This window comes from Chitinophaga sp. G7 BAM 1005, from assembly GCF_057126945.1.
Genome location: NZ_CP181478.1, coordinates 1251946 through 1265621 on the forward strand (window position 1 = coordinate 1251946; position 13676 = coordinate 1265621).

The window sequence follows — 13676 nt, forward strand, 5'->3', positions numbered from 1 at the left end:
TGCAGCCAATCAATAATCAATGTACCGTCAGCTGCTTGTGTCAACTACTTTTTATCCTGTATCCTGATACGATGTACCATTTTGGATAACCTCACCCGGAAAGCGTCATAGAACATCGCAATAACCAGCACTGCAGCCGGTAAATAAAAGGTAACATACTTAAATTTCAGGAACATATATCCCCCCGCAATTCCACCTGTCAGGAAGAAAGTGATGATAACAAGCCGCAGGATAATTTTTTTCCTGACCGTTGCAACGCTTTTGCCGGAAGCAGATATCAATGTGTACAGGTCAATACCAAGATCTGTGAACATGCCGGTCAGGTGTGTAGTTCTAACCACATACCCGGAAATTGTGGATACCAAAGCGTTTTGCATTCCCATTGCAAATAACAGGCTGCCGGCAAAGTATTCTGTTTTGATAATAGAATGATCAAAGGTAGATCCAAAGCTGCCTACCAGCACAAGGATTATGATCTCGCATATGATAGGTATTGCATAACCAAATCTTTTGTTCTGCCCTATTTTGCCGGTACAGAAACTTGAGAAAAACGCCCCGGCAAGAAAAAGTACCAGCCATAAACCAACCATTCGTGCAGACCGGAGGTCGCCTGTTGCCAACTTATGCGCCAACAAAGCCGCATGGCCGGTTACATTGGTGGTTAGCACCGCAAAAGCAAAGAAACCGGCTGCATTTACTACTCCGGCAGTAAAGCATAAAAGTACGGCGAGCCGTAAATTATGCCGGTAGTTTCTTTTTCTTCCTATATGACGCAGCATCTGTTAGTATTTTCACAGGCACCCCCTGCGTAATCTTCCGGTTATCTTTTTATCCACATTTTTAAAAGAAAATCTACTGTAGCATCTACAAGCTGATAACTGGGAGGGATTTCGTCTTCCAGGCTATGAAATGTCACCAACCTGGTACCACTGGGTTTGCTGTCCAGTCCTTTGAACATATAACGTGTATAATAGTTATACAGGCTCGTGGAATATTCGGTATCCTGATCTATTTGTCCCTCATCAACAAGGTTTTCAAAGAAAGCATTATAAAAGTAAAAGTGATCAAATTCGTTAAAATCTATCTGTGTAAAATTACTGTTGATAAATTCAACATTCTGTGATGCAGTCCGTTCCCTGGCAGCCTGCGCAAAATGATACAATTCTTTTCGTTGCTCTACTCCATAAAATGTAGCTTCCGGAAATTTATGTGCCCCGATAAGGCAAAATTTACCAACACCACTCCCTATGTCAAGTATTCTCTTTCCGGTTCCGGAAGCCAGGAACTTGGCTGATTTTCTCGCTACCTCTACAGGTGTCCAGTGCCGCTTTGATAATTGTTGTATTCTTTCGGGATACAACCAGTCAAATGCCGCGTCACTCACATACCACGTTGGCCCGGATATAATATTTTCCATATTTATTGCTGACTATTTTAGAAAGAACAGGTTGCTGATTAGCAAAAAAGGTTAACCGGAAAAACAACTTCCGGGAGTATTATTTGTGGGGCAAAGTTACGGGAAAATCCCTACGTTTTAATTGATACTTTTCAGCTGAAAAATTGCAAAAAGTCACTTTTGGGGAGAATATGGGGGTAACTTAAAAGATAACGTGGAAGAGCTATTACCGGTTTCTGTTTTAGGGAAGTGTAAAAAAAAAGACAGGTTGTAAATCCAATGACTTACAACCTGTTTTATACGTTGGGTTGTTCCACCCAATAAGTTGGTTTATAACCGGGGCCTTTTTTCAGGAACTGCCTGCAATAATTTGGGGTGATGCAGGCAGTTCCTGAAAGATGAATTGGTTAAACTATTTGGTACCTTCAAATTAATATCCTTTTGTAGGTATCAGATTGGGGTTATTTCTCAGCTCCGTACTTGGTATCGGAAATAGAAGTTCTCTTTCCGTTAGAACCGGGCCGTAAGAAAACTTGTGACCTACATAGTTATCAAAGCCTTTGGTACTTATGTTAAATGCTTTACGAAGGCGTGCCATATCGAACCAGGTGATATTTTCAAAACACAGCTCATACCAACGCTCCCGCCAGATGGATTCCCGTAATTGATCTTTTGATAACCCTGCCAGTGCCGGTAATTTTGCCCTTGCCCGTACCTGGTTAACCGCGTCATACACTTTTGCGCCCGGACCGCTTACTTCATTGGCGGCTTCGGCATACACCAGCAATATATCGGCGTAACGGATCAGCGACCAGTTAAGATCGCTGTTGGCAGTGGTTGTTTGTGCCGTCACGTCAAAAAGCTTGTATATAAAATATCCTCCCAGATTTACCTTTAGGTTTCTATTGTCCTGGTTGGTGAATTCGGTAAAAAAGAACTGGCCTTCTTTGGCACGCAGGTCTGCAGCATCATATGATTTTACAAAGTCGGCCGTTGCATAAATACCTCCTGTTTCAGCAGAATAGGCAGAGATATTCTTGTTGTAAGGAATAATGAGCGATTGCCAGGATCCGGGAATAACCTGTGTTTTATATTGGATCATAAAAATGTTTTCCTCTATATTTTTCTTTGCCGGATTATGCAAATCACCATAAGTGTCAAATAGCCTGAATTGTTTTGAATCCAATACTTCTCCTGCTTTTTTCGCTGCCAGGTCAAAATAAGCAGCTCCTTTTTGCAAAGGGTAGCCGGCCATCGTGAGATACACTTTTGCCAGCAATGATTTTACAGCGCCCAAAGTTACTTTTCCGCTGGCATCTCTCCAGGGTAATCCGGCGCTCTCCGCTGCTGTTAAATCATCCACAATTAATTTATAAACATCTTCCGGAGCTGCCTGCATGGGCCTTAGCTGATCCGATTTCAAATCAACGGGCTCAGTAATTAAGGGTATATTACCAAACATTTGTACCAGGTTGAAATAATACCAGGCCCGTAAAAAGTGAGCCTCACCCAACAGGCTTTTGGCTTCTGCTGCATCCATAGCAATGCCTGGTATTTTGGCGATGGATAGATTGGCATTACTGATACCCTTATAGTAATTTTTCCAGTAATTCTCCCCGTAGGCATTATCTGCAGTGTTGTGCAGGTCTTTTATAAAATAGCTGTTAACAGCCTGTCCAAGATCAGTGGCGGCCTGGCCGGTAGCAAATTCTGTCATGGTCCAGGGGCCGCCGTTGAAACCGCCGTCCATAGGATCCCGTAAACTGGCATAGATGGCGTTTACGGAACTTCTTGCATGCTCGGGCTTTGTAAAATAAGTATCTTCTGTATAGTTGCTGGGATCTGTTTCATCTAAAAATTTCCGGCAACCGGTTATCCACAATGCACCGGTTGTTAATACCAGCAGTCCGAATCTTATTATTGTTGCTTTCATAGTTTTTTCATTTGAAGTTTATTATGAATTATAACCCCACGTTCACCCCCAGCATAAATACCCGTGGCTTTGGATAATCGTACAATGTTAGTCCCTGGTCAAAAGGAGAGCTGGAATTGGAAACTTCAGGATCGTATCCTTTGTACTTCGTGATCAGGAAGAAGTTTTGCACGGAGGCATATACCCTCAGGCGGCTGAGTTTTAAAGAAGAAACTGTTGTGGATGGGAATGTATATGCCAATAGTAAATTACGGCCACGGATAAACGAACCGTCCGTTACTTTGTGGCTGTCGTTATTAGTGGTGTAATACGCGTTGATAGGGCGTATTTGCGCAATAGGTGTATTTTGGTTTGTTTCCGTCCAGGCGTTGAGCACGGTTTTATAGCTATTGGCAATGCCTTGCCTGTCTTCGGCTGAATGTATGCTTCTGTCTAATACATCGTTGCCGTACATAAACTGCAGGTCTACTGTCAGCGACCAGGATTTATATTGAAAGGTGTTCAGAAAGGTGCCATACCCGTCAGGTATGCCTTTCCCGATGATGGTCCGGTCCAGATCATTTATGATACCGTCATTGTTGATATCTTTATATTTTACATCACCAGGTAGCATATTGTATTTCTTTGCCTCGTCAGCTTCCTTGCTGCTCCAGGTGCCGAGATGCACCCTTCCGAAGAAAGAACCAACAGGTTCGCCTACCCTGATGATCCCATTACCAGAGGATATATCGCCATTAGCTAAGGCAAGTACTTTGTTTTTATTGACGGAGATGTTAAAGGTAGTATTCCAGGAAAAATGATCGGTTTTAATGTTGGTTGTATTGATCCCAAACTCAACTCCTCTGTTTTCCATACTTCCTACATTGGAGAAAATTTTATCACGTCCGCTGGTATATGGTAAAGGAGCATCCAACAACATGCCATCCACTTTTCTGCGGTACAGATCCAGTTCGAGATTTAGCCTGTTGGAAAATAACCCGAGTTCAAGTCCGAAATCAACCTGTTTTGTTTTTTCCCACTGTAAGCCGGGATTCGCAATACGGTCAATACCAACACCGGAATTACGTGCGCCATTGAAAATTACACTATAATTTCCCATGCCCGCAAGCGCCCTGTAGGCAGGTATTTCAGAGTTACCTGTGGCGCCATAGCTGGCACGGATTTTTAAGTTGGATATAGCAGCAATACTCTTCATGAAGTCTTCTTCTGTTACTCTCCAGGCAAGTGCGGCAGAAGGGAAAAAAGCAAACTGGTTATCACTTCCAAATTTGGAAGATCCATCCAGGCGGCCGGTAAAGGTGACTAAATACTTGTTGCGGAAACCATAATTGATACGGCCAAAATAGGAGTTCAATCCATTCGCCGTTCCTATTGAAGACGGAGGCTGGGGACTGGATCCTGCACCAAGATTGTAGTATTTGTAGTATGAGTCTGTGAAGCCCTCTGTACTCGCCTGGTTTTCAAAGCGATCAATATGTTGCCAGGATACCCCTGCCATAGCATTTAAAGCATGTACTTTTGAAAACTGCCTGTTGTAGGTAAGGTAGTTCTCAAACTGCCAGGAGTTGTACCGGTTATTATTAATGAATGCATTTCCATTGTCAGAAATGTATTGCATTCCTTTTGCAGCAAAATAATCTTCCCGTTGGTTAATGATATTAACGCCAATTGTCGATCTCAGTTCCAACCCCGGCGCCAGGTGAATGTTTGTATACATATTGCCAAGAAGCGTTTGTGTGTGCAAAATGGAGATCCTGTCTGCGGATACCCTTAAAGGATTATCGCCGCCCTCCATTCCCGGATAATCCCTGTTGCTGGCCCACGATCCGTCGGCATATTTTACGGGGATAATAGGTAGCGCTTCCAATACCTGGCGCATCATGGTAATGCCGCCTCCATCAAGTTGGTCTACCTGTTTTTCCCGCTGATCCGTATAGCTCATTGTACCGCCAATTTTTAACCAGTCCTTTATCTGGCTGTCGTACACCACACGGCCGGCATACCGGTCCTGCCAGGAGCCCCGCGCCAGTCCTTCCTGGCTGCGGTAATTTAAAAAAGCGCCTATGCTTCTTTTTTCGTCGCCATCCGTAAATCCAAGTTGGTGGTTCTGCGTAAAAGCTTTTTGAAATGCTTCATCCTGCCAGTCTGTATCATATAAAGGGTTTCCCTGTGAATCAAATAGTTGGGGATTGGTGCGTTTGGTTTTGGGATCGGTGTATTTTGTTCCTGTTGCCCATCCAACGGGATCGTATTTTTGAGCGTTTGCATAAGCCAGGTCTTCTACGGCCAGAAATTCTTTTGAATTGAGTAGCGCCAGTTTTTTAGGCAACACACCTATACTGAAATCGGGATCATAGGTGATCCTTCCACCGGCAGAAGTGCCTCTTTTGGTGGTAACAAGGATAACACCATTGGCGCCCCTGGCTCCATAGATCGCTGTGGAAGAAGCATCCTTCAGTACTTCGATGGAAGCAATATCATTGGGGTTGATATAATCAATCGGCGTACTGCCATTCCTCAGACCCACCGGATTCAGTATCACACCATCTATTACATATAATGGGTTATTGGAAACGCTCAGGGAACTGGAACCACGGATACGGATGTTGGTTCTTCCACCAGGCCGCCCTGAATTTGAAGACACGTTCACCCCGGATACACGGCCGGATAAACTTTGGTTTAACGAGGAGGATGGACGTTCCTGCAGCGTTTCAGCTTTAACGGTACCAACCGCCCCGGTCAGATCTGATTTTTTAGTTGTTCCATAACCTACCACCACTACTTCGTCTATCTTTTTAATTTGCGGAACAAGTTTAATCAGCATATCCGTAGAAGTAACACTAACCTCCTGGGTAACATAGCCGATATAAGAAACGATCAGCACTGCATCGTCAGGAATACCCTTGATGCTAAAGTTCCCGTCACCATCGGTTGTTGTCGCCTTATTGGCATTCTTTACTTTAATGCTCACCCCGGGTACGCCCACACCATTCTCTTCCAAAACCTTACCACGTACATCCATGAGCGATGGTGGTGAATAATTAAGCGTTGCCTGATTTTTTGCATGGAGCTGCATTACTATTCCCATGAATAAGGCAAAGGTGGCATAAATGATTTTTTGGCGCAATGCCGGCATTTTAAAAATCACCGTGGAAAACTGTTTCATAGTAAAAATGTTATTAGGTTAATTTGATAGTATCCTATTATTCCAGAAACATTTGTTAAGTAACAGATGGATAGATGCCCGGGCAGTAGCAATGACTGCCTGTGCTGATAATAACGTGTTATAATGTGGGTGCTGCTGAAGTCGTTGTACAGTGAATGCTACCTAAGTAATATGATTTTTTGGTTGAATGCTTTTGTTACATCGATGTGGCTACGGTAACTATTTATAGTAGTTAGAAATCCTAACAATATTAAATATACAAAGCGAAACTTCCTTGTAATATTTTCGCTTTGTGATATAGTAAATTAACAGAAGAGCGTAAAACAGGAAGATGAAATAACATGCCGGTTTTCTCCTGCGCTTTAAATAAATGATCCGGACCTGTTATTTCTTTTCCATAGGATGCTCTTTAAGCAGTTGTTCGGAAGAATAGAAGTCTTTTTTATTTTCTATCTCCTTCCTTATTTGTTTTACTTTGTCCGGCGAAACAGGTGTTCCCTTGTTTCCGAATGAATTCCTGACATAGGTTAACACGGCGGCAATCTCATCATCCTTCAGTAACCCGCCAAAAGGCGTCATGGGAACCTGGCCGGTATATTTTTTATTGTTTATCTCTATCGGGCCTAAGAGCCCTTTCATCACCAGCTTGATTAGCCGTTCATCATTTCCTGTTACCCACCTCGAGCCGGCAAGAGGAGGGAAGCCGGAATCAGGAAGTCCTTTGCCGTCCGACTGATGACAGGTTTTACAATATCCTTCTATAGAATAAATTTTCTTTCCCTGGTTAAACAGTGCCAGGTCTGTGCCTTTCAGGTTTGTATTGCCCCCTTTCTCTTTTCCCTTTTTTACATTTTCCCCATTGAGATGTGCCACTGCGGTTTCATACGCATGGATCATCCATTCATCCAATGGCATTTTTTTCGCTGCTGCTAAAATGGGCAGACCTTTTTCCTTACCAATCCATGAAGCGGCTACGATAGCCATCAGGCGTACACGGCTGTTTTCATCTCCTGCTGCCTGCATTAACAGTTCTGCCTGGTCCGGAACCTGGTGCCCTGTATACCGCAACACCTGTACTGCTGCAGCTCTTGCATGATAATCTCTGGCTGTTAATACCTGTTTTAAAAGAGGCTGATCCACTTTATTCATTCCCCAGCTCACCCAAAGTCCTTCGAGTAAATGATGCTCATACCGCGGATCTTTTTTATCCAGGTGGGATACCCAGGTTTGCAGTTTGGGAAGTACGGCTGAAGCATCGCGTCCTCTCAGTTCCCGGCGGGTTCTGTAGCGGGTTCTGTACTCCGGTAATTTAAGGTTGTCCAGGAGTTCTTCTATTGGCGCTCCTGCTATATTTGCTGGTTTCACCAGTGGTCTCGACGGATAGGTAATGCGGTATACTCTCCCGTGCGAGTGATCCCGCAACGGATCCCGTGCATTATGCTGCATGTGCCCGATCAGGATGTTATGCCAGTCGATCACGTATAATGATCCATCGGGAGCAAACTCCAGGTCTACCGGCCGGAAATTGGGATCTCCGCTTACCAGCAGGTCCATACGGTGATGACTTTTATAGCCTGTTCCATCGTCCTGCAGCGTATGTTCTTTTGTTCCGAGGAATCCTATGGTATTGTTGATGAGGAAGTCGCCCTGCACGTCATCCGGGAAATGCCGGCTGGACACGAATTCAAGACCGGATGTTGGCCGTACTTTATGTTTATCTTCTATCAGCTGGATGGATTTATGCGTAGCCTGACCATACCTGGGCAATACGGTTCCGGGAAGCATCCAACGTACATCCGGGCTGGATGTTTCTGCAAAGAATGGCTGTCCCCAGTCATCAAATGCAATGCCCCAGGGGTTTGGAATAGAAAGCTGTGCAGTACGTTCCAGTTTCCTGCGGCGTGGGTCATACCTGTAAAAGCCGCCGTTGGATGCACGAATAGTTCCGTAGGAAGTTTCTATATGTGTATGAAGAAAGACGCCTTCTCCGGAATAGATCGCTCCTGAAGGATCTACTGTAAATGCGTGACTGCTGTGATGTGTATCATGATCGTCAAATCCGCTGAGCAGGATCTCTGTTTTGTCTGCTTTATCATCACCATCGGTATCTGTTAACAATTTAAGGTTGGTCCCCTGGGCAACATATACTCCTTCTGCTGCTATTTCAAAACCGATTGGAAGGTGCAGGCTATCTGCGAATACCGTTTCTTTGTCGGCTTTGCCATCATTGTCTGTATCTTCAAGAATAATAATTTTATCATTGGGTTTGGCATCTCCCGGCTTATAATGAGGATAACTCGGCATCACCGCCACCCATAGCCTGCCTTTATTATCAAAAGACATCTGCATTGGCTTGGCCAGGTCCGGGAAGTGCTCTTCTGAAGCAAAAAGCTCAACCTTGTATCCCGGTGGAACCTTCAGCTTGCCTGTTGCTTCCTGCCCGCTGAGATACCGGAGGCTCCCATTTTTAGCAGGGTTATAGTTGGTTTTAACGGGGGGCAATACTTTGGTATTTTTATCGGCAGCCGCCATATCCATCTTCTCACCTTTTGAAGCGGCGAGCCAGATTGCGGTATCCCTGATCGCTGTCATCTCGCGGATTTTTTCTATTTCTGCAGGATAATTATCCGGTCCGTAAGGATCATACCGGCGACCAAATACATGTACTCCGTTTGGTATTTTATAGTCGTTGAGCCACATCCAGTTCTTTTCCATTACGGCGTCGTGCACCAGCTTTCTGTTGCTTTCCGCCCCGGAGGGAGCATTTCCAAAGATCTGGTCTGCCAGCAAACGCCCCAGCTTTTTATAGCCTTCTTCATTCAGTTGTGAACCGTCGATAGTCAAAGGCATCTTCGCATCCTGGTACCATTTTTTGGAAGGCGTGAATGCATCAACAAATAATACATTATTACGGGCGGCCACTTCCTTCATCGCCTGGGTATACAAGGCAAGGTTTTCATTTTCTTTCCTGCCATCGGGGAGATCATATTTGTCAGAAAGATTTTCGAAAGCAATGGGTGAAACAATGGCCAGTTGCGGCGCTGAGGTGCCATTGTATTTTTGCTTCAACGTCCATTTTATAAACGCATCCAATTCTGCTTTATAATTATCCAACCCTTCATTTCCATCAAATGATTCATTATAGCCGAAAAAGGCAATGATTACATCTGTTTTGAGCCTGGTGAGCCATTGATCAGGCGTCTCAAAGTGCCCTTCGCTCGGGCCTTCTATTGTTTGAACCTGGCTGTCCAGTACGGGACGGAATTTCTCTGCACCGGGAAATGCCCAGGGGGAGTTCCTGCCGGCATGCGGCCGGAAGCCGGGCGTTTCGCCACCATCGCACATATTGCGGATGTGTAGTTTATACTCCGGGTAGCGGAGATACAGCTCCGTTTCAAAATTATCATAATTTATCATTCTCGATCCCAGGTTGTTACCGATCAGGGATATATGGGAGGTCCCGGAAATAGTAAGCGGAGCGGCTACTTCGGATTTACAGGCATGAAGTATCATTATCGCCAATACTATGGGAATAAGAGGCGCATAAATGCCGGTTTTTAATAGTCTGGGCATCTTAGATAAATTTAGCTGAATCAGGAAACGTGGTATACTTATTTGGCTATGCGGTAGGGAACCTGGATATTCATGTTGCCTTTCCATTTTCGTGGAACTTTGAGTCCCAGCTCATAATGAATGGCATTGATTACGAGGCGCTGAAAGGGTTCCTGTCTGAAATCTTCAGGGTGGCCCAGGGTGGTCATAAAAACCCGTCCGCCGAAAGCATTGGTGCCGGTCCAGGCAACGGGGTTTTCAATAGCTTCTTTATCGGGGTTGACGGCCTTTCCCATCAGTAACCAGGTAGAACCTTTCACCGGATAATCCGGTAAAACGCGGTACAGCCACGAGCGAACATGAAAATTCGTTGCAACGCCCGTGAGTATAAGATTGTTGGCTTGTTCAGGTATGATGCGTACGTCTGTACTGCTCTCATGTCCATAGTGGGTATGTTTGGCAGCGCCGCCCCATCCCGGAGGTGCATTCAATGCAAATTCTCCAAAGGCATTCCATTTTTCACTGGCATGTCCCTCCGGAAAATGGAATGCATGAGTGGTTGTACGGAAACCCATCACAGGCTTGCCGGATTTCAGGTAAGCATCTATATGGGCAAGTTGTTCGGGAGGAAGCCTCCGCCAACGCAGGAAGAAAACAGCCAGGTCTGCGTGTTTTAATGCCTCAAGCCCCGGAATATTTTCTTCACTGTTATAATCAGGAGATGATTTGAGAACGATCGTTTTCATGCCGTAATCTTTCTCCAGCGCGGCGGCGATTACCGGCATGGTTTCTTCGCTGCTGTACTCATGATCACCGGTCACGAAAACAACCAGTGGCTTTTTTACCGCTTTGGAAGATTGCGCAAAGAGCAAGCCGGTACATGTAATACTGGTGCTTACCATAAACAATAAGCAAACGCAATTTTTTTTCATTTGAACAAAGATTATTAATGACCGTTTTTATGCGATTCAACCGGGCTATATGTCAGCGCAACGCACTGCGGTTATAGATGCTGCCAGGTTCCGGGCTCCTGCCAGTAAGCGCTGCCACTACATTATTGATGGTGAGCAGGCATATCTGCTGATAGGTGGCCGAAGTAAGACTGCCGGTATGAGGCGTAATGATTGCCCGTGGATGATGTACAATATCGAGGCTCTCAACCGGCGGCTCATCAGGCAATACATCTGCAGCAAAACCAGAAATCACCCGGGAGTTTAATGCCTGTAATAATGCCGGATGGTCAATAAGTGCACCTCTTGCCGTATTGATCAATAGTGAACCAGGTTTCATTAAACGCAGTTGTTTTTCTCCTATGATCTTACCTGTTTCGTTATTAAAAGGAAGGTGAAGACTAACTACATCTGAGTACCGTAATACATCTTCCATCGGCATATATTTATAAGGCAGGTCCTGAACAGATTTACTCCAATACAGCACCTCCATCCCAAAAGCTTCTCCAAGCCGGGCTACCCGTTTTCCTATATTTCCCATCCCCAGCACGCCCAGGGTTTTGCCGCTCAGCTCATCTCCTGTATATTGATTGCGCCAGTTCCAGTTGTTTTGTTTCACTTGCGAAACCGATTCATACATATTGCGCATCAGCATCAGCATCAGGCTCAGGGTATGCTCCGCAATAGTTGCGGCGTTACTGCCCGGTGCATTAATTACCATGATCTTTCTTACTGTTGCTGCAGCTACATCTACATTATCCAATCCTACGCCGCACCTGGCTACCACCTGTAAATGCGGGAAGGCATCTATGAGCGGTTTATTGATCAGGCCTTTCCCTCTTGTAATGATGGCATGGATGTCCTCATTGTTCAATATCTTGTTTAAACTGGCTTCATCGTATCCTGTGAATACATTCACATGCTGCTGAAGAAAGGCGAATGCTTCATCTGCAATGGTTTCAAGCAACAATACGTTTTTTCTCATTTGTTGTGATATAAAGTGGCATCATCAGATCTGTATCCTCTGAAGTCATTTCTGTTTGAAACATACAGCCCTTCTTCATAGAGTTCATCGGTAAATATCCGGGAGTCTACTTCAGCTCCTGGTATGGAAGATATTTCCACAAGGTTACCGGCAGGATCACGCACAAACATCTGCATGGCGCCGTCAGGCAGTTTTCTCACCTTTCCCCAGGGATTTATATCAATTGCATGGAGTGCTTTCATACGGAAAAAAAGACTGCTGAAATCGTCTACCTGCACACAAACATGCCCACGGAAGGAAGTATGGTCTTCCCATTCAGAGATATGCAGTTGCTGCTCTTCGTTGAACTTGAAAAACATAACAGGGTAATCAAACCGGAAGGCGGCAAGCGGCTCCAGGCCTAATTCATGCTGATAGAAATGACCTGCTTTTTCCAGGTTGTCTACAATCAGCGTTACGTGATTAATTTTAAGTGCTTTGGCCATAAATAGTTATTTACAAATACCACTTCTAAACTTTTTGTTTATACTGCCGTACAAAATCCCAGTCGGGGCTTACACCCAATCCCGGCGCTGTGGGCGCCTGGATAGAGCCGTTTGTAACGGTAATCTGCTCCTTCACCAGCTCATACATCATAGGGTTTCCTCCCAGTGAGAACTCAATAATAGTGGCCGAAGGCGATGCAAATGCTACGTTCAGTCCCGCCATAAAAGAAAAGGCAGAACCCCAGCAATGCGGCGCCAGCTCCAGCTGATGTACGCTGGCGAGATGCGACACACGCACCGCCTCCGAAATACCGCCAATGATAGCCGCATCCGGCTGTATTACATCAATTGCTCTTATTTCCAGCAGTGCATTAATGTCAAAACTGGTATATTCGCTTTCTCCTGCTGCGATAGGAATATGTGTGGAAGCCCTTACTTCTGCGGTCCCTCTTTTATTATCAGGACTGATGGGTTCTTCAAACCAGTACAGGTTACAGTCTGCTACTCCACGGCAAAATTGCTTCGCTTCCGGAACACTAAAGGTACCGTGCGCGTCGGCCATCAATTTTATATCCGGCCCTATAGCCGCCCTCGCGGCTTTTACCCTTTCAATACTGTTTTGTACTGTCTGGTCCATCACGCCAACGCGCATCTTAACACTCCCAAATCCTTTATCTACATAGCCTTTCAGTTGTGCGCCAATGTTGTCTGCATCTGCCCAGCCACCACTTGCGTATGCCGGCATCTTATCCCTGCAGGCGCCACCGAGCAAATCCATTACCGGAACCTGCAGCATTTTTCCTTTCAGATCCCACAAGGCGGTATCAATGCCGCTCATGGCTGATATGGTAAGGCCTCTTCTGCCGAGGATAGGAAATTTCCGCCCTCTCAACAACGCATAGTGATCCCGTGTGCCGTTGTACATCTCCTCCCATAAACGGGAAATATCTTTGACATCCTTACCCAGTAAAGCAGGCTTCAGTTCATTTTCAATACAATTTACAATGGAAGCACACACGCCCGAAGATCCAACCGCTGCTTTGGCTTCTCCAAACCCCTGAAGACCGTCATCTGTAGTTATCACAACAAGCGTCATGTCAAAATTGGCCAGCAATCCATAGTCTGAAGTATGTTGTTTTTCTTTGGGAACCGGACAGCGCAACCAAAATGCCTCTACATTAGCTATTTTCATCTGTTAGCAGTTGACTT

General features: G+C 45.1%; 9 protein-coding genes. All 9 read right to left on the reverse strand.

Translation table 11 applies throughout. The features are described 5' to 3' along the window. Positions 1–44: 44 nt before the first annotated feature. Complete coding sequence (locus ACMXI2_RS05035; RefSeq protein WP_483780610.1) at positions 45–779, reverse strand: YoaK family protein; 735 nt, start codon at positions 777–779, stop codon at positions 45–47. Between the two features lie 41 nt (positions 780–820). After that, the gene (locus ACMXI2_RS05040) at positions 821–1417 is read right to left on the reverse strand and encodes a methyltransferase domain-containing protein (protein ID WP_483780611.1); all 597 of its coding nucleotides are present in this window, start codon (positions 1415–1417) and stop codon (positions 821–823) included. Between the two features lie 409 nt (positions 1418–1826). Continuing rightward, positions 1827–3329 carry a RagB/SusD family nutrient uptake outer membrane protein gene (locus tag ACMXI2_RS05045; protein WP_483780612.1) on the reverse strand — a complete coding sequence of 501 codons (1503 nt, stop codon included), beginning with the start codon at positions 3327–3329 and terminating at the stop codon, positions 1827–1829. Between the two features lie 28 nt (positions 3330–3357). Beyond that, positions 3358–6495: a SusC/RagA family TonB-linked outer membrane protein gene (locus ACMXI2_RS05050; RefSeq protein WP_483780613.1), complete on the reverse strand. Its 3138-nt coding sequence runs from the start codon at positions 6493–6495 to the stop codon at positions 3358–3360. Positions 6496–6879: 384 nt separating this feature from the next. Further along, positions 6880–10068 (reverse strand): PVC-type heme-binding CxxCH protein, encoded by a 3189-nt coding sequence (locus ACMXI2_RS05055; protein ID WP_483780614.1) that lies wholly within the window; start codon positions 10066–10068, stop codon positions 6880–6882. A 38-nt stretch (positions 10069–10106) separates the two neighbouring features. Continuing rightward, positions 10107–10979 (reverse strand): ThuA domain-containing protein, encoded by an 873-nt coding sequence (locus ACMXI2_RS05060; protein WP_483780615.1) that lies wholly within the window; start codon positions 10977–10979, stop codon positions 10107–10109. Positions 10980–11031: 52 nt separating this feature from the next. Continuing rightward, positions 11032–11982: a 2-hydroxyacid dehydrogenase gene (locus ACMXI2_RS05065; protein ID WP_483780616.1), complete on the reverse strand. Its 951-nt coding sequence runs from the start codon at positions 11980–11982 to the stop codon at positions 11032–11034. Beyond that, on the reverse strand, positions 11979–12467 hold the full coding sequence (locus tag ACMXI2_RS05070) for a VOC family protein (protein WP_483780617.1): 489 nt from the start codon (positions 12465–12467) through the stop codon (positions 11979–11981). Before ACMXI2_RS05070 ends, ACMXI2_RS05065 begins: the two co-directional genes overlap by 4 nt. A 25-nt stretch (positions 12468–12492) precedes the next feature. Continuing rightward, positions 12493–13659 (reverse strand): mandelate racemase/muconate lactonizing enzyme family protein, encoded by a 1167-nt coding sequence (locus ACMXI2_RS05075; protein WP_483780618.1) that lies wholly within the window; start codon positions 13657–13659, stop codon positions 12493–12495. Positions 13660–13676: the final 17 nt, after the last annotated feature.

Excerpts from the sequence above, each read along its gene's own strand:
- ACMXI2_RS05035 (WP_483780610.1), bottom strand. The coding sequence starts at position 779 with ATGCTGCGTCATATAGGAAGAAAAAGAAACTACCGGCATAATTTACGG.
- ACMXI2_RS05040 (WP_483780611.1), bottom strand. The coding sequence starts at position 1,417 with ATGGAAAATATTATATCCGGGCCAACGTGGTATGTGAGTGACGCGGCA.
- ACMXI2_RS05045 (WP_483780612.1), bottom strand. The coding sequence starts at position 3,329 with ATGAAAGCAACAATAATAAGATTCGGACTGCTGGTATTAACAACCGGT.
- ACMXI2_RS05050 (WP_483780613.1), bottom strand. The coding sequence starts at position 6,495 with ATGAAACAGTTTTCCACGGTGATTTTTAAAATGCCGGCATTGCGCCAA.
- ACMXI2_RS05055 (WP_483780614.1), bottom strand. The coding sequence starts at position 10,068 with ATGCCCAGACTATTAAAAACCGGCATTTATGCGCCTCTTATTCCCATA.
- ACMXI2_RS05060 (WP_483780615.1), bottom strand. The coding sequence starts at position 10,979 with ATGAAAAAAAATTGCGTTTGCTTATTGTTTATGGTAAGCACCAGTATT.
- ACMXI2_RS05065 (WP_483780616.1), bottom strand. The coding sequence starts at position 11,982 with ATGAGAAAAAACGTATTGTTGCTTGAAACCATTGCAGATGAAGCATTC.
- ACMXI2_RS05070 (WP_483780617.1), bottom strand. The coding sequence starts at position 12,467 with ATGGCCAAAGCACTTAAAATTAATCACGTAACGCTGATTGTAGACAAC.
- ACMXI2_RS05075 (WP_483780618.1), bottom strand. The coding sequence starts at position 13,659 with ATGAAAATAGCTAATGTAGAGGCATTTTGGTTGCGCTGTCCGGTTCCC.